The sequence below is a fragment of the Streptomyces sp. B21-105 genome (assembly GCF_036898465.1).
In the GTDB taxonomy this organism is placed as follows: domain Bacteria; phylum Actinomycetota; class Actinomycetes; order Streptomycetales; family Streptomycetaceae; genus Streptomyces.
On the sequence record NZ_JARUMJ010000001.1, the window covers coordinates 2251352 to 2272330 of the forward strand.

Annotated in this window: 18 protein-coding genes and 1 pseudogene; 7 read left to right on the forward strand and 12 right to left on the reverse strand. The window is 71.5% G+C overall.

The annotated features are described in order from the left end of the window. Positions 1-2: 2 nt before the first annotated feature. Positions 3-533, reverse strand: coding sequence for a PadR family transcriptional regulator (locus QA802_RS10130; protein WP_334520238.1), 531 nt, complete (start codon positions 531-533; stop codon positions 3-5). A gap of 126 nt (positions 534-659) precedes the next feature. Between QA802_RS10130 and QA802_RS10135 the strand changes: the two genes are divergently transcribed. Next, positions 660-1052 carry an ester cyclase gene (locus QA802_RS10135; protein WP_334520241.1) on the forward strand — a complete coding sequence of 131 codons (393 nt, stop codon included), beginning with the start codon at positions 660-662 and terminating at the stop codon, positions 1050-1052. Between the two features lie 294 nt (positions 1053-1346). After that, positions 1347-1973: pseudogene (locus QA802_RS10140) on the forward strand (DUF3533 domain-containing protein); the annotation flags it as partial. Between the two features lie 129 nt (positions 1974-2102). Here the strand turns inward: QA802_RS10140 and QA802_RS10145 are convergent. The 3 genes from QA802_RS10145 to QA802_RS10155 form a co-directional block, all read right to left on the reverse strand. Next, positions 2103-3185 (reverse strand): S1 family peptidase, encoded by a 1083-nt coding sequence (locus QA802_RS10145; RefSeq protein WP_334520243.1) that lies wholly within the window; start codon positions 3183-3185, stop codon positions 2103-2105. Positions 3186-3754: 569 nt separating this feature from the next. Then, positions 3755-4666: a S1 family peptidase gene (locus QA802_RS10150; RefSeq protein WP_334520246.1), complete on the reverse strand. Its 912-nt coding sequence runs from the start codon at positions 4664-4666 to the stop codon at positions 3755-3757. A gap of 550 nt (positions 4667-5216) precedes the next feature. Then, positions 5217-6488: a DUF5685 family protein gene (locus tag QA802_RS10155; protein WP_334520249.1), complete on the reverse strand. Its 1272-nt coding sequence runs from the start codon at positions 6486-6488 to the stop codon at positions 5217-5219. Between the two features lie 311 nt (positions 6489-6799). Between QA802_RS10155 and QA802_RS10160 the strand changes: the two genes are divergently transcribed. Then, positions 6800-7237: a cell division protein SepF gene (locus QA802_RS10160; RefSeq protein WP_319166333.1), complete on the forward strand. Its 438-nt coding sequence runs from the start codon at positions 6800-6802 to the stop codon at positions 7235-7237. Between the two features lie 35 nt (positions 7238-7272). Here QA802_RS10160 and QA802_RS10165 read toward each other — a convergent pair whose 3' ends face one another. Together QA802_RS10165 and QA802_RS10170 are read right to left on the reverse strand one after the other, a co-directional pair. Next, entirely contained in the window at positions 7273-8463 is a 1191-nt protein-coding gene (locus tag QA802_RS10165) for an acyl-CoA dehydrogenase family protein (RefSeq protein WP_334520253.1), read from the reverse strand. Positions 8464-8585: 122 nt separating this feature from the next. Then, entirely contained in the window at positions 8586-10181 is a 1596-nt protein-coding gene (locus QA802_RS10170) for an MFS transporter (protein WP_334520255.1), read from the reverse strand. 436 nt (positions 10182-10617) lie between these two features. Here QA802_RS10170 and QA802_RS10175 point away from each other — a divergent pair, with 436 nt between their 5' ends. Together QA802_RS10175 and QA802_RS10180 are read left to right on the forward strand one after the other, a co-directional pair. After that, a complete protein-coding gene (locus tag QA802_RS10175; RefSeq protein WP_334520258.1) occupies positions 10618-11892 on the forward strand; it encodes a mannosyltransferase family protein in 1275 nt (424 codons plus the stop codon). A 207-nt stretch (positions 11893-12099) separates the two neighbouring features. Beyond that, positions 12100-13134 (forward strand): phosphatase PAP2 family protein, encoded by a 1035-nt coding sequence (locus QA802_RS10180; RefSeq protein ID WP_443042085.1) that lies wholly within the window; start codon positions 12100-12102, stop codon positions 13132-13134. Positions 13135-13315: 181 nt separating this feature from the next. Here the strand turns inward: QA802_RS10180 and QA802_RS10185 are convergent, their stop codons facing one another. The 3 genes from QA802_RS10185 to QA802_RS10195 all read right to left on the reverse strand — a co-directional run bounded on the left by QA802_RS10185 (position 13316) and on the right by QA802_RS10195 (position 15850). Next, positions 13316-13531, reverse strand: coding sequence for an I78 family peptidase inhibitor (locus tag QA802_RS10185; RefSeq protein WP_334520261.1), 216 nt, complete (start codon positions 13529-13531; stop codon positions 13316-13318). A gap of 388 nt (positions 13532-13919) precedes the next feature. Further along, positions 13920-14918 carry a helix-turn-helix transcriptional regulator gene (locus QA802_RS10190; RefSeq protein ID WP_334520264.1) on the reverse strand — a complete coding sequence of 333 codons (999 nt, stop codon included), beginning with the start codon at positions 14916-14918 and terminating at the stop codon, positions 13920-13922. A gap of 113 nt (positions 14919-15031) precedes the next feature. Beyond that, positions 15032-15850 (reverse strand): LysM peptidoglycan-binding domain-containing protein, encoded by an 819-nt coding sequence (locus QA802_RS10195; protein WP_334520267.1) that lies wholly within the window; start codon positions 15848-15850, stop codon positions 15032-15034. A 534-nt stretch (positions 15851-16384) separates the two neighbouring features. Here QA802_RS10195 and QA802_RS10200 point away from each other — a divergent pair. After that, on the forward strand, positions 16385-17167 hold the full coding sequence (locus QA802_RS10200; RefSeq protein ID WP_334520270.1) for a DUF8842 C-terminal domain-containing protein: 783 nt from the start codon (positions 16385-16387) through the stop codon (positions 17165-17167). Between the two features lie 240 nt (positions 17168-17407). Continuing rightward, complete coding sequence (locus QA802_RS10205) at positions 17408-17833, forward strand: hypothetical protein (RefSeq protein ID WP_334534459.1); 426 nt, start codon at positions 17408-17410, stop codon at positions 17831-17833. Positions 17834-17994: 161 nt separating this feature from the next. Here QA802_RS10205 and der read toward each other — a convergent pair whose 3' ends face one another. The 3 genes from der to cmk all read right to left on the reverse strand — a co-directional run bounded on the left by der (position 17995) and on the right by cmk (position 20901). Beyond that, complete coding sequence (gene der / locus QA802_RS10210; protein WP_319166346.1) at positions 17995-19476, reverse strand: ribosome biogenesis GTPase Der; 1482 nt, start codon at positions 19474-19476, stop codon at positions 17995-17997. 88 nt (positions 19477-19564) lie between these two features. Then, positions 19565-20152 (reverse strand): lysophospholipid acyltransferase family protein, encoded by a 588-nt coding sequence (locus tag QA802_RS10215; protein ID WP_334534462.1) that lies wholly within the window; start codon positions 20150-20152, stop codon positions 19565-19567. A gap of 62 nt (positions 20153-20214) precedes the next feature. Continuing rightward, the gene (cmk, locus tag QA802_RS10220) at positions 20215-20901 is read right to left on the reverse strand and encodes a (d)CMP kinase (protein WP_334520273.1); all 687 of its coding nucleotides are present in this window, start codon (positions 20899-20901) and stop codon (positions 20215-20217) included. Between the last annotated feature and the right edge of the window lie 78 nt (positions 20902-20979).

Below are 20979 nucleotides of genomic sequence, written 5' to 3' on the forward strand. Positions count from 1 at the left end.
GATCAGCTGCCTGCAGGCGGCTGCTCCCCGAGGGTCTCGCGCAGCCAGGTCCGTTCGGCGCGGCTGGTGGCGCGGGCGGTGAGCAGCATGCCCCGCCGGTAGGGGTCGGCGATCTCCTCGGCACGCAGGGGCCGCTCGTTGTCGTAGAAGAAGCTCGCCGGTTCTTCCAGGAACTCCAGCCGTCTGCGCAGCACCGCGTGCTGTTCGGCCACGTCGGGCAGGCGGGAGAGGAAGGCCAGGACGACGTAGAACCGGGTGAAGTCGGTGATCTCGTGGTCGGCGGGCTTGCGCAGGCGCTGAAGCATTTCGGCCCGTCCGGCCGTGGTCAGGCTGAGCACGTACCGGGCCGCCCCCGCGGCCGGGTCGGCGCGCCGCTCGATCAAGCCCGCCCTGGTCAGACGATTGATCGCCGGATACAGGCTGCCGTCACTGACCGGCCGCGTATAGCCGGTCAGCTGTGCGACGCGGCGGCGCAGCTCGTGTCCAGGCAGGGGGCCCTCGGCGAGGAAGCCGAGTATCGCGAGTTCCAGCATGAGTCCATCTTCGCACGCGAACATCGAATCGATGTGAACATCGATTCGATGTTACGCTCCCAGATATCCGCCCGAACGTCTCTGGAGAGGCACAGCAAGATGCCATCGCAGTCCACCGAGTCAGTGATGAACCGTTTCGTCGAGTTCATCAACACGGGCAACGAGGATCTCGCCCGCGAGGTCATTTCTCCGGACGCGGTATTCCACGCGCCAAGCCACCCGGAACCACTGCGGGGGCCCGATGGGTACATGGAAGTCCTCGGGATGATGCGCAGCGCCTTCCCCGACGTCCAGTGGACGCTGGAGGAAACAGTCACCGAAGGCGACACAGTGGCCGCGCGGTTCACCATGCGGGGAACCCACGACGGTGAATTCTTCGGGATCCCGGCGAGCGGCAACAAGATCACAGTGCAGGCCATGAACTTCTACTACCTGGCCGACGGCCGGATCGTCGGCGAACGCGGCCAGCCCGATCTCCTCGGGGTGATGCGGCAGATCGGTGCCATACCGGCGCCGTGAACCTCGTAGCGCCGGGTGAGCCTTCTGCCGCGCGGGATTGCCGCTGCCGGGAGGGGGCCGTATGGCGCGGCGGCAGAACGCGAAGGCCCGCACCGGAGCGCGGGCGGCCGACGCGGGTTCACCGCAAGAGGTCGGTCTTCTTGATCCGGCGTTTCCGCTCAGACAGCGCCCGTTGCGGCGAGAGTTGTACGCCTCGTCACCGCTGACGTGACCGGGCCGGGTGTGGGGGTGCTCGCCCTGCGGGCGAATACTGCAGCGCTCGAATACCGACACTCCACCAGTGTGGCCGCCACCCTGGAGAAGTCCGAGGCGCGCACCCTGCGGACCCTCGACGTGGTCCCGGCCGACCGGGAGGACGCCAACGGGCTGTCGGCGTTCTATCTGGCCGTCGGCTGGTGCGTGGGCGGCTATCTGTGCGCGTCGATCATGGTGATCAGTTCGGGCGCCGGGAGCTCGACCCCGCGGTGGGCGGTGATCCGGCTGCTCGCCATGGCTGTCGTCGGGATCGTCGGCGGAGTCGGCGGCGCCCTGATCGTCGGTCCGGTCCTCGGCGCGCTGCTGGGCGGCCTCGCGGCCTACTGGGGGCTCGGCGCGTCGATCATCTTCGCGGTCGGCGCCGCCACCCTCGCCTTCCAGGGCGTCTTCGGGCTCGCCGGCGTCGGCCTGGTCATCCTGCTCGTGGTGATCCTCGGCAACCCGAGCGCGGACGGCGCCCTCCCGCCGCCACTGCTCCCGCCGTTCTGGCGGGCGATCGGCCCGGCGCTGCCGGCGGGCGCGGGGACCTGGGCGGCGCGCTCGATCGCCTACTTCCAGGGCAACGACATGACGGCGGCCCTGCCGGTGCTGTCGGCATGGGCGGTCGGAGGGATCGTCGTCACACTGCTGGCGGCAATGCTGCGCACCCGGCGGAGAACGGCGTGAGGTCCCGCCCTCGCGTGTGCGGGGAGCGAGACCTCACGCCGGGTCGGCGAGACCCCCGGGCCTGGTCGGGGCGGGACCCCCGGCCGGCCGGGGCGGACCTGGCCCGGGGGCACGCCGTGGCGGCGAGGTTCAGCCGATCCGCGTTCCGGTGGCCGACAGCGCCTCCGTCACCGGCTGGAAGAACGTCTCCCCGCCGGCCGTGCAGTCGCCGCTGCCGCCCGAGGTCAGGCCGACGGCGCTGCTGCCCGAGAAGAGGGAACCGCCGCTGTCGCCGGGCTCGGCGCAGACGTCGGTCCGGATGAGGCCGTTGACGACGTCTCCGTTGCCGTAGTTCACCGTGGCGTCGAGGCCCGTGACCGTGCCGGAGTGCACCTGGGTGGTCGACCCGCTGCGGGTGACCTTCATGCCGACGGTGGCCTCGGCGGCGCCGGTGATGGCCTGCGCGGAGCCGTTGTAGAGGTTCACCTCGCTCGGGTGGTCGACCTCGGCGGTGTACTTGACCAGGCCGTAGTCGTCGTCCGGGAAGCTGGAGACCTCGCCCGCGCCGATCTGCGCGCCGGCGGAGTCCGACCAGGTGGAGACGGCGTCGGTGCAGTGCCCGGCGGTCAGGAAGTACGGCTCGCCGCCCTTGACCACGTTGAAGCCGAGCGAGCAGCGTCCGGTGCCGCCGGTGATGGCGTCGCCGCCGGCCACGAAGGGCGTGAACTCCCCCTTCGTGCGCTGGAGTTCCACCGTCCCGCCGAGCCCGTCGACGACCTTGGTGAGCTTGGCCCACTCGGCCTCGGAGACGGTGCGGTCGGCGGTGACGACCACCTTGTTGGCGGTCGGGTCGGTCACCCAGGCGGTACCCGGGATGCTCGCGTCCGATGTCAGCGTGGTGCGGGCGCCGGTCAGTTCGGCGAGGGAGTTCTCGACGAGTCTGGCCTTGGCGCCGGCCGCCTCGACGGTCTTCGCGGCGGCCTTGTCGAGGACGTTCACCACCAGGCTCTTGCTCTTCGCGTCGTAGTACGTGCCCGCCGCGTCCGCGCCGAGGTCCTGGCCGAGCGACGAGGCGAGTTTTCCGGCCGCGAGGGCCGAGAGGGGGGTGGGCTGCGAGGTCTTCGCAGGTTCGCTGGCGTTCGCAGTCTGGAAGGTCACTCCTGCCGCGACGAGTGCGGCAACGCCCGCTCCCGCCATGGCCGCCCGTCGCCGGGGTATGCGTCGGTGCTGCAACTCGGGTCCTCCTGTGGGGGGCGGCCCGGGCGATCGTGGGGACCGCGGCGGGCCGTAAGGCTGGTTGACGGCCGCCCACTCTTCCGAACCGCACAGGGAGCACACAAGGTCGACTTCAGGACGCACACCGGGTGAACACCGCGCGCCCTCCACGCCTTCACCACTCCCGCACCTCGGCAGGCCACCGGCCGACCGTCACAGAAAAATTCGCACAGCAAACGCTACGAGTGAGTAACCATGTATATCGAGCCACCCTTCGACGGGTCTGCTCCTGGCCGGAATCCGCCCCTTCCGCGGGCGGCGCAGGTGGTGAAGTCGTCGAGGGTTGGAGGACGTCGGGGGCAGCGGTTGCCTCCGCGCCCGCCCCCTGCACTCCCCCTGCCCGCCCCCTGCACTCCCGCGGACAACAGCGAGCCCCCGCACGCCGGTTGCGTACGGGGGCTCGCCTGCGGCCGGCCGCAGGATCCGGGAACCAGGACCTACAGGACCCACAGGAGCAAGAGGAGCTGGAGGAGCTGGAGGAGCTGGAGGAGCTGGAGGAGCTGGAGGAGCTGGAGGAGCTGGAGGAGCTAGAAGACGCTGACGCCGTAACGGCTCAGGGCCTCGGTCACGGGCTGGAAGAAGGTCGTGCCGCCGGACGAGCAGTTGCCGCTGCCGCCGGAGGTCAGACCGAGCGCCACGCCGCCGGAGGTGTAGAGCGCACCGCCGGAGTCGCCGCCCTCGGCGCAGACGTTGGTCTGGATCATCTGGTAGACCACGTCGCCGCCGCCGTAGTTCACCGTGGCGTTGAGGGCGGTCACCCGGCCGGTGTGGATGCCGGTCGTGGAGCCGTCCCGGATCACCGACTGGCCCACGGTGGCGTTGCCGGCGCTGGTGATGTCGGTGTTGCCCGCGGTGCCGGCCTTGGCGACCGAGGTGTTGGTGTACCTGACCAGCGCGTAGTCGTTGGTCGGGAAGCTGTAGCCGCTGTTCGTGCCCAGCACGGCGGTCTGGCCGGAGTTCGAGTACCAGGTCGAGGCGACCTCGCCGCAGTGCCCGGCGGTCAGGAAGTAGTAGGTGCTGCCGCTGCGCACGTTGAAGCCGAGCGAGCAGCGGTAGCCGCCGCCGTAGATGGCGTCGCCGCCGCCGATGAGCTTGTTGAACTTGCCAGGCGTGTGCTTGATCACGAGCGCGCCGGCGTTGTCGCCCGCCTGCTTCTTGATCTTCGCGATCTCGGCGTCCGTCACCGTGCTGTCGACGGTGACCATCAGCCGGTTGGTCTTGCTGTCGACGGCCCAGGCGGTGCCCGGGATGTCCGCCTGGAGCACCGAGTCGCCGGCGCTCTTGAGTTCGGCACTGCTGTAGACGGCGTCGTCGGCCGCGTTCGCATGGGGGATCGCGATGGCGGCCGCGGCCACGAGTCCGGTGGCGACGGCGGTCAGCCGGGCCCGTCTCGAGATGCCGTGCGTGGGGATGGTGGGGGTGGTGCGCTTGATCCTCACGATTCGTTCCCTCCCAGGGGAAGTCGGGGGCCCGTCGTGTGGGGGTCGGGGCCCGGTGAGGCGCAGCCAGGATCGACGTCCGTCCGCATTCCGGACACGCCGTGACCCTGACAAGCGCTGAGGGGGAGTATTCGGCCGAACGGCCGGTAGGCGCAAGGGCGCCTTTCGGCCGTCAGGCCGTGAACGAACTGCGCGAGTTGAGCCCTCTTGCAGCTCTCTTGCCCCAGCTCAGACCAGTTTGTGCCGTGCTGCCCCGACCTCCACGACCCATGTGTTCCCCGCCAAGGGGCCGGTGCGGAGAAAACAACCGACAAGGCGCACGGAGGCAGTACCGTCCGATCGGGTCCGCCGTCACGCCCCCGGCCCACGCCGTACGCGCCGCACCCGGCTCACCTCCACATCCCGGACGGCCCCCACGTCCCCGCCGGCCTCCACGTCCCGGTCGACCCTCGAGACCCCGCCGGCTCCACGCCCTCGCCCGGCTCCCTCGTCACACCCACGCCTGGTCAGACCCTGCAGTCGGCCGTGCCGGCGAGAGCAGTCGGCCGTGTCAGCAGGAGCAGTCGCAGGAGCAGCAGTCGCACCCGTCACAGCAACCGCAGTCACAGCAGTTTCCGCAATCACCGCAGTTGCCGCAGTCACCGCAGTCGTTGCACAGGCCCTCGCGCTTCTTTCGCGACCAGGGGCCCTCGAACTCGTCGGCACAGCACACCTTGCAGGTGCAGCACAGCCCGAGCGCGACGGCGCAGCCGGCCAGGAGACCCCGCTTGCCGGGCCGGGGCGGCTCACCCCCGAAGGGATTGCCGTACGGGTTGCCGGGGGCGTGCGGATCCACCGGGTTCCGCGGGGCGTACGGCCCGGTGGGCGGCCCGAACGCACCTTCGGGCCCAGACGTGCGTTCGAGGCAGGAGCCGCCTTCGGGCCCGAACGCGCCCTCGGCCCCGTGCGCGTGACCGCACGACCGGCTGCCGAAGGCCCGGTCCACCGACCGTTCCAACTCGTGGGCGAGCAGCAGATGCGCCAGTCTGCCCTTCTCGAACTCCACGTCCTTCAGGGCGAGCCGGATGCCGTGCAGGGCGTCGTCGGCGAGCCGGCGGGCCTCGGTGAGCGGGGTCCCGGTGGCCGTGAGCGGGTTCCAGGCGCCGGCCGCGGTGTCCGCCTCCCGGTCCTCGACCGCGTCCAGCAGGTGCGCGAGACGTCCGAAGAGGCGGCCGGCCTCGGCGAGCGGCGCGGTGTTACCCGGCCGGCCCGCCAGGATCGCGGTGTGCGCGAAGGCGGCCGCGGTGGCGGTCTCGGTCGGCTCGGTGACGGTCAGCAGCGAGGTGCCCGGTCCGGCGAGCGCCTCGATGCCGATCTGCCGGTCCACGGCGTCGACGAGGACGGCGGTGTCGAACCCGACGGCGGCCCCGCTCCGTTCTCCGGCCCGGCCCCAACCGGCGGCGACCCGGCGGGCGGCGACGGCGACCGGCCGCCGCGCGAGCAGGCCGTCCCCGTCGGCGACATGGTCGCGCACCTTGGCGGAGGCGAGCACCAGCGAGACGGCGGCCGCGAGCCGGGCGCCCTCGCCCTGCGCGACGGACGCGGTGCGCATGCCGCGCAGCGGGCACGGTCCTGCCGTGCGCCGCCATCCGCCGGCCCTGGCCCGGTCGGCCTGAGCCTCCGTCAGAACCGATATGAGCAGGCCGTCGTAGTTGGTGACGACCCGTGCGAACTGCCCGTGGTCGCCGCGCAGCGCGAGGCACAGCCCGCACAGGTGCGCCATCCACTGGGTCTTGAGACTCTCGCCGAGCCGGTGAGAGCACGGTCTGACGATTCCGAACACGACAACCCCCGTCGCCCTTGGGACATTGAGCTGCCGCATGCTATCGGCTGATTGTCGTCCCGGATCCGGGGCATTCGTTCACCCGGACGCACCGAGCGTCACCCGTCCGCCACGAAGAATCATATTTCACTCACAGTCAGCAGCCGTATCCGGTACGACCCTTGGGAGACGCGGGCTCTCGACGGATTCGCTGTGCACCAGTACCGTCACAAACCCCCCGCGCGGCGTCTAACCACTTGGCGCGACCTCCGCATCATGGACGACCATGGGGAATGCGGAAAGCAGAAAGACCGCTGTGAGAGGAGGCGTCCATGGGATCGGTACGCAAGGCGAGTGCCTGGCTTGGCCTCGTCGACGACAACGATGACGAGCGTTACTACGACGACGACTATTCCGAGGGGACCGACTCCGGCGACGCCTGGGTCACCGACCCCCGCGTGAAGGTGGCCACGGACACGGCCGAGGAGAAGGGCCGCCGGATCGGCACCGTCACCCCGGACAGCTTCCGAGACGCGCGGGCGATCGGTGAGCTGTTCCGCGAGGGCGTCCCGGTCATCATGAACCTCACCGCCATGGAGTCCGCCGACGCCAAGCGCGTCGTCGACTTCGCGGCCGGGCTGATCTTCGGCCTGCGGGGCTCGATCGAGCGGGTGTCCACCCGGGTGTTCCTGCTGACCCCCGCCAACACGGAGATCGTGAACGGGGACCCGTCCGGGCGTCGGACGGACGGATTCTTCAACCAGAGCTGAGGCAGGGCCGCTCGCCGGCCCTGCCCCCTTCGGGGTCAGCGGAAGGCGTCGAGTCCGGTGAGCGCCTTGCCCAGCACGAGCTGGTGCATCTCGACGGTGCCCTCGTAGGTGAGCACCGACTCGAGGTTGGTCGCGTGCCGCATGACGGGGTACTCGAGCGAGATCCCGTTGGCCCCGAGGACGGTACGGGCGGTCCGGCAGATCTCGATCGCCTCCCGCACGTTGTTGAGCTTGCCGAAGCTGACCTGCTCGGGACGCAGACGGCCGGCGTCCATGCGCCGCCCCAGATGGTGGGCGAGCAGGATCCCCTTGTGCAGTTCGACCGCCATGTCGGCGAGCTTGGCCTGGGTGAGCTGGAAGCCCCCGATGGGCCGCCCGAACTGTTCCCGGGTCTTCGCGTAGCCGACCGCGGCCTCGAAGCAGGAGCGGGCCGCCCCCATCGCTCCCCACACGATGCCGTAGCGCGCGTGGTTCAGACAGCTGAGCGGCCCCTTCAGACCGGTGACCTCCCCCAACACGGCGTCGGCGGGCAGCCGCACGTCGTCGAGGACCAGCTCGCTGGTCACGCTGGCCCGCAGGGACCACTTGTGCTTGATCTCCGGGGCGGAGAACCCCGGGCTGTCGGTCGGCACGACGAACCCCCGGATCCCGTCCTCGCTCTGCGCCCACACCACGGCGACGCCGGCGACGGAGCCGTTGGTGATCCACATCTTGCGCCCGTTGAGCACCCAGTCGGAGCCGTCGCGCTTGGCGTGCGTCCGCATGCCGGCGGGGTCGGAGCCGTGGTCCGGCTCGGTGAGGCCGAAGCAGCCGATGACCTCGCCGGCCGCCATCCGGGGCAGCCACTCCTGCTTCTGCTCCTCGCTCCCGAAGCGGTGGACGGCGTACATGGCGAGGGAGCCCTGCACGGAGACGAGCGAGCGGATCCCGGAGTCGGCGGCCTCCAACTCCAGGCAGGCGAGCCCGTACTGCATGGCGCTCGCCCCCGCGCAGCCGTAGCCGTCGAGGGACATGCCGAGCGCGCCGATCCCGCCGAGCTCCCGCGCGAGCTCCCGGATGACGGGCAGCTCCCCGCGCTCGTACCACTCGGCGACGTTCGGCAGTACCCGGTCCGCCGCCCAGCCGCGCACGGTGTCGCGGACCGCCAGGTCCTCCGGCTCCAGCAGGTCGTCGAGCCCGAGCGGGTCGGCGGGGTCGAAGGGCGGCAACTTCGAGGACGCGGACATACGGCAGCCTCCGGCAGGAACCAAGAAGACCAGCACGCCAGCCATGAAAAACTAGCACCGCTAGTCAAGATGTCCCGGGTGACGTTACGACGCGACGCCCCGCACGTCCACCCGCCGACCCCTCACACCGAGACGCGGGACGGAGCGACCTCCCTGGGAGCGGGCAGCTCCACCGGAGCCGACTCGCACTGCATGGTCCGCGGCAGGCGCAGCGCCATCACCGCCCCGAGCACCAGCAATCCGGCGCTGACCAGCAACGTCACATGCAGTCCGTGGACGAAGCAGTCCCGGGCCGTGGCACGCAGGGCCGCTCCGGCAGGTCCTCCGAGCCGACCGGCGACCTCGTAGGCCTCGCCCAGCGAATGCCCCGCCGCGGCCGACGCCGACGCGGGAACCCCGGGAACGGAGCTCAGCCCGGGCGCGTACGCCGCGTTCATCACGCTGCCGAGCAGCGCTATGCCGATGCCCGCGCCCAGCTGGTACGAGGTCTCCCCGATGGCCGCCGCCCCGCCCGCCTGTTCCGGCGGAGCCTCGCTCAGCATCGACTCGTACGCCGCGAAGAGCGTCGTCTCCAGGCCGAAGCCCAACAGCAGGAAGCCGGACAGCAGGAGCCCCGTGTTGTCCGACTCGCCCATCGCGGTCAGCGTCAGCACCGCCGCCGCCGTCAGGACGAACCCCCCGCACACCATCCGGCGCGGCCCGAACTGCCGCAGCAGCCGCGCCCCGGCCAGCCCCGCCGCCATCGCGGCGAAGGTCAGGGGCAGCAGACGCAGGCCCGTCTCCAGCGGGGACAGCCCGAGCACCAGCTGGAGGTACTGCGCCGCGATCAGCTCGAGGCCGACCAGCGCGAGCATCGCCAGCACGATGCACCCCACCGACGTGCTGAACGCCGGCCGTCCGAACATCCGGAGATCCACCAGCGGATGAGCCCGCCGCCGCTGACGGCGGACGAACATCACGAGCAGCGGCGCTCCGGCTGCCAGCGGGAGCACGGTGAGCAGGCCGGCCTCCCCGCCGCCCAGGCGCTTCACGCCGAACACGGCGCCGAACAGCCCCGCCGCCGCCATCAGCGCACCGACCACGTCCCAGGGGCCGTCCCCCGTGCCCTTCGACTCGGGCAGGAGCAGCCGCCCCACCGGCAGGCTGACCAGCATCAACGGGATGTTGACCAGGAAGACCGAGCCCCACCAGAAGTGCTCCAGCAGAAAGCCGCCGAGCAGCGGGCCCACGGCCGCGCCCACCGCGGCCACCGCGCTCCAGATGCCTATGGCCAGCGCCCGCTCGCGACGGTCGGGGAACACCTGCCGCAGGATCGACAGCGTGGCCGGCATGATCATCGCGCCGCCGACGCCGAGCAGCGCCCGTGCCACGATCAGCACCTCGGCGCTGCCCGCGAACGCGGCCAGCGCGGAGGCGACGCCGAAGAGGGCGTAGCCGAGCAGCAGGACCCGTCTGCGGCCCACCTTGTCGCCGAGTGTGCCGAACAGGATCAGCAGCGACGCGCAGACCAGCGGATAGGTGTCGACGATCCAGAGCAGTTCGATGGCGCCGGGCCGCAGGTCCTCGCTGACGGCGGGCACCGCCACGTGCAGGACCGTCGCGTCGACGGCGACCAGGAGCAGGCTGACGCACAGCACCACCAGGACGACCCAGCGGTTGGCACCGGCCCCGGCCGCCCGACGGCGCAGCCCAGCGGCAGCCGTGGTCGTCCCGGACATGTACGTACCTCCCAGGTGATCCCTCGGTTCGGCGGGCTCACGAGGTGGGGACTCCCCGTGGCTCGGCCGGAGAGGAGCGGTGGTCTCCGGCCCGCGCAGACGAACACGAGTGACACGCAGCGTACGCGAGTTCGCGCCGGGGCCACGTGGCGGACCTCTCACCGTTCAGGGGCAGCCATGTGGCGTACGCCACTCGCGGCAGGTTTCGGCGCAGGACCCTCAGGGATCACCCGCGCCGCTCCCGGTCCGCTTCCGCTCCGTTCCCGATGCGATTCCCACCCGTTCCCGATCCGTTTTCCGTCCGTTCCCGATCCGCTTCTGGTCCGTTCCCGATCCGCTTTCCGTCCGTTTCCGCACGGACCCGCGGGCCGGTTCGTGCGCCGGTCCGTGCGCCCCGGCGGTCCCGGCAGCCGGGAACGCCGTCGATAATCGGGCCGTGACCGATCTTGACGTGCGCGCGAGGCTCCCCGGCTCCGCGGCCCTGCGCCGGGCGGCCCCCGCCCTCCTCGGGTACGCGGCCGTGCGCGCCCTCGGCCTGGTCGCGCTCGCCCTGTGGAGCGCGGCCCGCGACAAGAGCGCGTACACCCTGCTCACCGCCCGCTGGGACGCGCTCTGGTACACGAGGGTCGCCGAGCTGGGATACGGCTACGAGGTCCGCCTGCCGAACGGCGACGTCCACTCCAATCTCGCCTTCTTCCCGCTGCTGCCCTGGCTGGAGCGGTTGCTCCACGCGACGACCCCGCTGTCGTACGCCGGCGCCGGCTTCACGGTCTCCGTGCTCGCCTCACTCGCGGCGGCGTGGGGGATCTTCGCGGTCGCCGACCACGTGTACGGGCGGCGGGCCGGGGTCTGCGCGGTGCTGGTGTGGGCCGTGCTCCCCGTCGGGATCGTGCAGTCGATGGCGTACAGCGAGTCGCTCTTCACCGCGCTGGCCGCCTGGTCGCTGTACGCGGTGCTCACCGGCCGGTGGGTGACCGCGGGGGTGCTGGCGTCGTTGTCCGGTCTGACCCGTCCGGTGGGACTCGCGGTGGTCGCGGCGGTCTGGGCGGCAGGATCGACGTCCCTCCTTCGAGACCGCCGGGCCCCGGGTACGCGCCCGTTCGTGCGAACCCGCGGCACAGCGCTCGAGCCCGGCGCGCACAGCCCCGGCCACGCCTCCCGGCCGTCCGCCGAGACCGCCTCGGGGCGTGGAGCCAACGACCACGTGCCCCGTGTCGAGCCGCGCGCCCTCGGCATGCTGCTCGCGCCCCTCGGCACCGCCGGCTACGTCCTGTGGGTCGGCCACCGCACCGGTCGCGGGCCCCTCGGCTATCTCGACGTCCAGGCGGGCTGGCGCAACGGCTTCGACGGCGGGTACGCCTTCGCCCGCTTCGTCGCCGACAAGTTCACGGCGTTCCCCTCGGCCCTGGCCGGCGCCGGACTGATCGTCGGGGTCGCCCTGCTGCTGTGGCTGTACGTCGTCTGCGTGCGGCAGCGTCAACCGCTACCGCTGCTGGTGTACGGGGGCGCGGTGCTCGCGCTCGCCCTGTGCGCGTCGAGCTACTTCGGCTCGAAGCCACGGCTGCTGCTGCCCGCGTTCCCGCTGCTGCTGCCGCTCGCGCTGGCCCTGGCCCGGCTGCGGACCACCCGGTCGGCACTGGTGACGGGGTGCCTCGCGGTCGCGTCGGCCGTGTACGGGGCGTGGTGGCTGAACGGCGCCGGTCCCCCGTAGCCGCGGACCGGGCTTTTCCGTGCAGCCTTTCATAAATTCCCTAAAGCGATCCCCTGGAATGATCAAAGGAATTGCTGGACGGAGTGTTCGAGGATTGCGGATTCCTCGGGAATTGTCACCGTTCTGAGAGCAATCCCACATCACATCGTCATCACAAACCCGCGGAATCGGCCGGGTCTCGAGCTCACTCGCTGTAACGTCGTTTAGGTGCGTACCGAACAAAACCTCACCCGTCTGGACCGGGTGTTCGCCAGGCTCGACCGTGAGCCGGAACGACCGGCCCACATCGATGTGCCGAAGATGAGCAGGCACAGGATCGCGCTGCTGGTCGCGACCCTGGCCTTCTATCTGGCGATCGTGTGGCTCGTGGTGGTCACGTCGTGGCTGGTCCGGCTCGACTGGCAGGTCATGTTCTTCCGGCCGTACCAGCAGTGGCCGGAGATCCACGCCTTCCTCGACTACTACGTGGTCCTCGGCCAGCGCGGCCCGACCGCCGTCATGGTCGCCGCGTGGCTCGGCTGGAGATCCTGGCGGCAGCACACCCTGCGCCCGCTGCTCACCCTGGGCGCCTCACTGCTGCTGCTGAACATGACCGTGGGGGCCGCCAAGCTCGGCATGGGCCGGCTCGGACCGCACTACGCGACCACCATCGGCTCGAACGAGATGGGCATGGGCGGCGATATATTTCCCAGCGGCCACACCGCCAACGCCGTCGTGACCTGGGGAATCCTCGCGTATCTGGCCTCCACGCCGAGGGCCCGCCGCTGGCTGTCCGCCGCCTCCGCGGTGGTCTCGCTCGGCGTCGGCCTCACCACCGTCTACCTCGGTACGCACTGGCTGAGCGACGTGCTGCTGGGCTGGACCTCAGGTCTGCTCGTCATGCTGGCGCTGCCGTGGTGCGAGCCCCTGATCGCCCGCGCCGAGGTCGCGATCTTCGCCTGGCGCGACCGTCGGCGCGAACGCCGCAGCGGCACGCTCCCGGTTCCGGCTGCCCCGGTGGCCGTCCCGGTGTCGGTCGTGACGAACGGCGCGGCGGGCACGGCGGCGTCCTCCCAGGACGAGGCCGTCGCGCGCCGCGAGACGTCCACCGCGGCCCGTCCGGCGCGTGCACCGGTCTACCTGGCCCCCGGCCCGCACACCACCCGCTCGGAACGCACCCCGGTCACCCCGGTCGGCAGCCGTCGGCCGCCGCACTCCGACCGCGCCCCCGGGGTGCCACAACCTCGACGGCCCGCCCCCTGACCGGGGGCTGACCTGCACGGATCCGCCTCATGACGGCGGGGCCCGGTACGCACCCCCGGCCCCGCGAAGTCGCCCACGGACACAGGCCCCGCTTCCCGACGTCGGGAAGCGGGGCCTGTGTCCGTGCGGGCCCCGGGGGACCTCCCGCGGGCGGCGGCGCCAGGGCGGCGGGCCGGGCGGCTCAGCCCTTCCAGGCGCGGGCCACCCGCCCCTCCCGCACCTCGAAGTTCAACCGGCCGAAGCGGTACTCCATGGTGATGATCGTCCCTGGGGGCAGCGCGCGCACCGTCGACCACCCCCGTTCGCGCGCGAGGCGCTCGGCCTGCGCGGCCTCGAGGCCGACGTATCCGTCCGGGCTGTCCTGCGGCTCCGCTGGCGGAGTGGGGTTCGGTGCCATGCCGCCACGCTAGGCCGCGCGCCGCGCCCCGGGAACCCCGTACCGGGGGGTGCGGATCACTCCGGTCACCGTTCCGTCACAGGATCACGACACGCGTTTCGGCCTAACCCCGTCACACGTACGAGCGATTTCGTATATCTTGTTCATGCATTCGAACGGCATTTCCGCACGGCGTTCGAGGCCTTCGAAAAACCTTGCGAAAAGCTTTCGCCATGCCGTATCAGAAACGATCGAAACCGGTTCTCTGCGATTACCGGGCGCGCTCTCCAGAACTGACTGCCCGTAGGAAATACACGAGGCCTTCACACATCCTCCCGGTGCCGTCGGCTGCTCCCCGGGCAGGTGCGGCGGTACCGGCCGAGGGAGTCCGGAGGGGTTCCGGAGGACCTCACGCCGGGTCGCCGGCCGGCGTCCAGGGCTCGGCGACCCGTGCCAGAGCACCCTCGAGGCGGTCACGGGCGGTCCTGATCGCGTCGATCAGCTCCACCGGTTCCAGCACCTCGAACTCGAGGCCCGCCATCATCACGTGGATCACCATCACATCCAGGCTCGCGGCTCCCGTGCGCAGCACGCACGCCTCCTCCCCGTCCGGCTCCAGCGTGCCCGCCGAAGGCGAGACGCGTTCGGCGGCCTCGGCCAGGGGCGCCAGCAGCCGGACGGTGGCCCGGATCGCGTACGCGTGTGTGGAGACACCCTCGGAGACGTACCCGGCGAGGTCCTCGGCGGGCGGCTCGCGCGGATCGAAGCGCGGGCCGTGCGGCGGCCGCGGGGTGAGACGGTCCACCCGGAACGTGCGCCAGTCCGCCCGGTCGAGATCCCAGGCGACCAGGTACCAGCGGCGCTCGGTGCACACCAGTCGGTGGGGTTCCACGGTCCGGCGGGTCTCACCGCCGTCGTGCCCCCGGTAGTCGAAGCGCAGCCGCTCCGCGTCCCGGCAGAGATGGGCGAGCTCGGTGAGGAGGGCCGGGTCCACGGCTGAGGACTGCGGGCCGCGCAGCATCGGCACGGTGAAGGCGTTGAGGGCGCCCACCCGGCGCCGCAACCGGTGCGGCAGCACCTGCTCCAGCTTGGCCAGCGCACGTACCGAGGTCTCGCCGATGCCCTCGATGCCCTGCCCGGCCGCCGTGCGCAGCCCCACGGCGACGGCGACGGCCTCGTCGTCGTCCAGCAGCAGCGGCGGCAGCTCGGCCCCGACGCCCAGCTGGTAGCCGCCGCCGGTGCCGGGAGTCGCGTTGACCGGGTAACCCAGCTCGCGCAGCCTTTCCACGTCCCGGCGCACGGTGCGTGCGGTGACGCCGAGCCGGTCGGCGAGCTGGGAGCCGGACCATTCGCGGTGGGCCTGGAGCAGGGAGAGCAGACGCAGCAGTCGGGCGGAGGTCTCCAGCATGCGCCCAGTGTGTCGCACGGCGGCCGCGCCGACCGCCGCCGCCGGAGAACGGGGAACGGCCCCGTCCCGTCGTCGGACCGGACGGAGCCGCCGTGTCCCGGAGGGGGAGCGGCTCAGAGCACGAGGCGCTGTCCGGGCACGATCAGGTCGGGGTCGCCGCCCACGACGGTCTTGTTGGCGGCGTAGACGCGCTGCCAGGTCATGCCGTGCCGGGCCCCGATGGCGCTGAGGGTGTCGCCCTCGCGGACGGTGTAGTCACCGCGGGAGGAACCACGCGAGGCCTGCTTCCCCGCCCGGTCCACGACGTCGGACGAACCCGGACCCGACGCCGAGGAACCCGACGCCGAGGAACCCGTGCCCGAACCGGACTTCCAGGAGCTCGACTTCTTCGAGGAACCCGGCTTCCCGGCGGACTTCGACGAACCGGACGACTTCGACGAGTTCCAGGAGCTGGAGGACTTAGACGACTTCGAGGACTTCGAGGACTTCGAGGACCCGGAGCCTGAACCCGAACCGGCGGAGGAACCCGAGTCGCCCGCGGACGATCCGGCGCCCGGTGCGCTGCCGGAGGCTCCGGCGCGCGCGGAGCAGGTCGGCCACGCGCCCCACCCCTGGGCTTTCTGCACCTTCGCCGCGACGGAGATCTGCTGTGCCTTACTGGCCTTGTCGGCGGTGGACGCGTAGGCGCCGCCGCCGAACGCGCGCCAGGTGCCGGCGGAGAACTGCAGCCCGCCGTAGTACCCGTTGCCGGTGTTGATGTGCCAGTCGCCGCCGCTCTCGCACTGGGCGATGCGGTCCCACACCCCGCTGTCGGCCGCTGCGGCCTCGCCGGTCGCGGACAGCAGTCCGAGGGGGGCGAGAAGCACCGCCCCGGCGAGGACCGCCGTCTTGCGCGACGATGTGCGGGTGCGGATATCGGCGCATTCGGACATGTAGATCCCTCTCTACGAACCCGGGCTCCCCCGGGACGGCGCACAACTGGCGCGCAGGACGCGGTCGTCGTGCTCCGTCCCGTCCGCCGGCGGTCGTGCTGCGCGTTGCCTGTCGCGCGGCCGGCGGACGTTCCCGAGCGGTGCTCGTTGCACACGGCGGAGCAATCTAGGGATGCTGACGAGTCGTTATCAACCAACTCCCCTCCGCCCCAGGCCACTTGCCGGTTACCGTAGGTAGCGGCGAATTCCGGACACCCGATTCATCCGTCTATTTCATGCTTTGTCAACCAGTGCGTCTGACCGACTGTGAGCCGGCTCACCGGATCAAGTTCCGTGACCTCCCCGTTACTTGACCTGGAGTGTCCGATTCCCCACCCAGAGTGATGATGCGCGCGGGACGGTTCGATTCCGTTCGCCCTGCAGCGTGACTCCCGCCACAGCTCACCCGTTGTCTTCTTCATGAGCCGGGGACACGCCCGGACCACGAGCCGGGCCACCCCGACTCGCCCCAGCACCGCATCCGAGGGAGCCCCCGTGCCGCGCATGCTCGACCTCAGCGACGAGGTTCGCGCCGAGATCGGCGACGAAGAAGCCGACCGGCTGCTCGCCGGAGACAACGCCCCGGGCAGTTACGACTGCACGTCCTGCCGTACCCCGGGCGACTCCGACAACGAGCGCACCAGCACCGTCCTGTTCATCGGGGACGAGACCGCCGTCCTCGCCTTCGCCCACTCCACCTGCCTGCCCTCGCAGGTCGTCCAGGTCACCGAGGAGCAGCTGCAGGGCGCGGTCCGCTCCATCAACGGCGACTCGGCCGACCTGGACGTCGGCAAGGTCGTCCCCGAGCAGGCCGTGCTCGGTGTGACGAGCGGACTCGTCCTGATCGCCGGGGAGTTGCACCCGGCCCTGGTCGTCGAGCCGACCGCGCCCATCGTGCGGCCCGGCACCACCGGCGCCGGCGACGACTTCCTGCCGCTGCTCATCGAGCAGGGCTTCATGCCGCTCTCCCAGCTGTCCGAGGCGCCGCCCGTTCAGCACGGCTGGTCCGTGCTGCTGGCCATGGGCCAGCTGCACGCGGTGCTGCAGCCCTCGGCGAACGGCGGCCAGCCGGTCGCCTGGTGGCAGGCGCACCAGCCGCTGCAGGTGACGGAGGGATGGCGCGCCGCCGCCAACAAGCACCAGCAGGTGCTGATGTTCGCGGCACCGGTCGGTTCGATCGGCCGTCAGCCCCGCGAGGACCTGCTGCGGGACGCGCTCGACAAGGCCGCCGCGGGCGGGCAGTTGGTCGGGGCGGCCCTGCCGCTCGCCGGAACCTGAGGTTCTCACCGGGACCTGACGTCTCCAGGGCGCGGGACCCGCACGCGGTCCCGCGCCGCACGGACGTCCCCGCACGGACGTCCCCGCACGCCCTCCGCGCAGGCCGGTCCCCGCACGCACGTCCCGCGCCACGTACGGCGGGCGTGCGGACGTGCATCGGGCGTGCGGACGTGCCGGGCGCACGCCCGACGCCACGCCGCCCGGCCGCATCCCTTGATGTCCGACCTCGTTTGGACATACGTGCACACCTACGACGTTCCCCGCCGCCCGCCCTTCCCGTCGATCCCCTCCGCGCGACCGGCTCAGGACGCACAGGGCGGCCCATCGGCGACGCCGATCTACGACGCGCTCTACGCCGAGTACGTCAAGACGTTCCGCTCGCTGCCGGGCGACCGCAGCGGCGAGGACGAGCTGGGGTTCACCGCGTTCGGGAACATCCCGCACCGCACGAGCTCGTACCCGGCGCCCCGCCCGGGAACGTTCAGCAGCTCGTACAGCGCGTACAGCGCCGGGGCGCAGAGCGCACGGCACGGGACCGGGCAGCAGTCGCAGCAGTCGCAGTCGCAGTGGCAGCGGGTCGGACAGATCAGCGGCCAACAGCCGCAGCCCACCGCGATGCACCACATCCCGGCGGCACTGCCGCCCGCCCCCCGCAGGACCTTCTGACCGTGTCCCGACACGGCTGACCGGGGCCGGACACGGCCGGAGGGCGGCGCCTGTCACAGGCGCCGCCCTCCGATGCGCAGAAGCCGCGGAAGCCGCAGCTCCGCGCCACCGCTCCCACACTGCTTCTGCCGAACTACCGCTGCCGAACCGCTTCCCCCGAGCTACTTCTTCTTCGTGCCGCGCTTCTCGCGCACCCGCACCGAGACGTGGATCGGGGTGCCCTCGAAGCCGAACTCCTCGCGCAGCCGGCGCTCGATGAAGCGCCGGTATCCCGCCTCGATGAAGCCGGAGGCGAAGAAGACGAACCGCGGCGGCTTGGTGCCGGCCTGGGTGCCGAAGAGGATGCGCGGCTGCTTGCCGCCCCGCACGGGGTGCGGGTGCGCGGCGACCAGCTCGCCGAGGAAGGCGTTCAGGCGGCCGGTCGGAACGCGGGTCTCCCAGCCGGCCAGCGCGGTCTCGATCGCCGGGACCAGCTTCTCCATGTGGCGGCCGGTGCGCGCCGAGACGTTCACCCGGGGCGCCCACGCCACCTGGGCCAACTCGGTCTCGATCTCCCGCTCCAGGTAGTAGCGGCGCTCCTCGTCGAGGGTGTCCCACTTGTTGTAGGCGATGACGAGGGCGCGGCCCGCGTCCACGGCCATGGTGACGATGCGCTGGTCCTGGACCGAGATCGACTCGGAGGCGTCGATCAGGATGACCGCCACCTCGGCCTTCTCGACGGCGGCGGCGGTGCGCAGCGAGGCGTAGTAGTCGGCGCCCTGCTGAAGGTGCACGCGCTTGCGGATGCCCGCCGTGTCGACGAACTTCCAGGTGACACCGCCGAGTTCGATCAGCTCGTCCACCGGGTCGCGGGTGGTGCCCGCGATCTCGTTGACGACGACTCGCTCCTCGTTCGCCACCTTGTTCAGCAGCGAGGACTTGCCGACGTTCGGGCGGCCGATGAGCGCGATCCGGCGAGGGCCGCCGACCGCGGTGCCGAAGGTCTGCGCGGGGGCCTCCGGCAGGGCCTCCAGGACGGCGTCCAGCATGTCGCCGGTGCCGCGGCCGTGCAGCGCGGAGATCGGGTGCGGCTCGCCGAGGCCCAGGGACCACAGGTAGGCCGCGTCAGCCTCGGCGCTCGGGCCGTCGACCTTGTTGGCGGCCAGGACCACGGGCTTGCCGGCCTTGCGCAGCAGCCGTACGACCGCCTCGTCGGTGTCGGTGGCGCCGACCTTGGCGTCCACGACGAAGACGACGGCGTCGGCGGCCTCGATCGCGTACTCGGCCTGCGCGGCCACGGAGGCGTCGATGCCCAGGACGTCCTGCTCCCAGCCGCCGGTGTCGACGAGCTTGAAGCGGCGGCCCGACCACTCGGCCTCGTAGGTGACGCGGTCGCGGGTGACGCCCGGCTTGTCCTCGACGACGGCCTCACGGCGGCCGATGATCCGGTTCACCAGGGTCGACTTGCCGACATTGGGGCGGCCGACGACGGCGAGCACGGGCAGCGGCCCGTGACCGGCCTCCTCGATGGCCCCCTCGACGTCCTCGATGTCGAAGCCCTCGACGGCGGCGAGCTCCATGAACTCCGCGTACTCGGCGTCACCGAGCGCCCCGTGATCGTGCTCGAAGGCGTCCGAGCCGTCGGGCTGGCTGTGGTCGTTCATGAAGTCCGTACCTCGTCGTTCCATCGTGGTGATCGGTGGAGCGCCCCGTTCGTCCGGGTTGATCCACTACTCGGTCATTCAGTGTCGCTCAGCGCCCGGTCAGGCGCCTGGCGTTTTCCAGGTGGGCGGCCAGCTGCTTCTGGATGCGTTCGGTCGCCTCGTCCAGTGCCTTGCGGGTCCGGCGGCCGCTGCCGTCACCCGCGTCGAACGGGTCTCCGAAGACGACGTCGACGCGGGAGCGCAGCGGGGGCAGCGCTTTGATCAACCGTCCGCGGCGCTCCGTGCTTCCCAGCACGGCGACGGGCACGATCGGCGCTCCGCCGCGCACCGCGAAGTAGGCGAGCCCGGCGCGCAGGGCGGCGAAGTCGCCCTCGCCCCGGGTGCCCTCCGGGAAGATCCCGAGGACGCCGCCGTTGCCGAGCACGCCCAGCGCACGGGTGATGGCCGTACGGTCGGTGGTGTCCCGGTCGACCTTGAGCTGGCCGATGCCGGTCAGGAAGGGGTCCAGCGGGCCGATGAACGCCTCCTTCTTGATCAGGAAGTGCGTGGGCCGCGGGGCCACGCCCATCACCATCGGTCCGTCGATGTTGTGGGAGTGGTTGATCGCGAAGATCAGCGGGCCGCTCGCCGGCACCTTCCAGGATCCCAGCACGCGCGGCTTCCACAGCCCGTACATCAGGCCGACGCCGATGCGCCGACCGACCTCGGCGCCCTTCTCGGAGGGCACGGACGGCTGAGTCACTTCGCGGCCCGGCTCTCCTCGACGAGGCTCACCACGCGCTCGATGACCTGGGGGAGCGTCAGTTCGGTGGTGTCCACCTCGACGGCGTCGCCGGCCTTGGCGAGCGGGGAGGTCCTGCGGGAGGAGTCGGCCGCGTCCCGCCTGATCAGCGCCTCACGGGTGCTGTGCAGGTCCGCGCCCTTCAGCTCGCGGCTGCGGCGGGCCGCGCGGGCCTCCGGGGAGGCGGTGAGGAAGACCTTCAGGTCGGCGTCGGGCAGCACGGTGGTGCCGATGTCGCGACCCTCGACGACGATGCCCTGCTCGGCGGCGGCCGCCAGCGAGCGCTGCAGTTCGGTGATCCGCGACCGCACCTCCGGCACGGCGCTCACCGCGCTGACCTTGGAGGTGACCTCCTGGGTGCGGATCGGTCCGGCGACGTCGACGCCGTCGACCGTGATGGTCGGGGCGGCCGGGTCGGTGCCGGAGAGGATCTCGGGCTTTCCGGCGACGGCCGCGATCGCCGTGGGGTCCTCGATGTCGATCCCGTTGGTCACCATCCACCACGTGATCGCCCGGTACTGGGCGCCGGTGTCCAGGTAGCTCAGCCCGAGCCGGGCGGCCACGGCCTTGGACGTGCTCGACTTGCCCGTGCCGGAGGGGCCGTCTATGGCGACAATCACGGGCTGGGCGGCGCCGTTTTCCACGGGGGGACACCTTCCTGGTGCGAGGCGGTGGAGGTACGGGGCGCGACTGTGCCCCGTACCAGGTTACCGGCCGCGGGT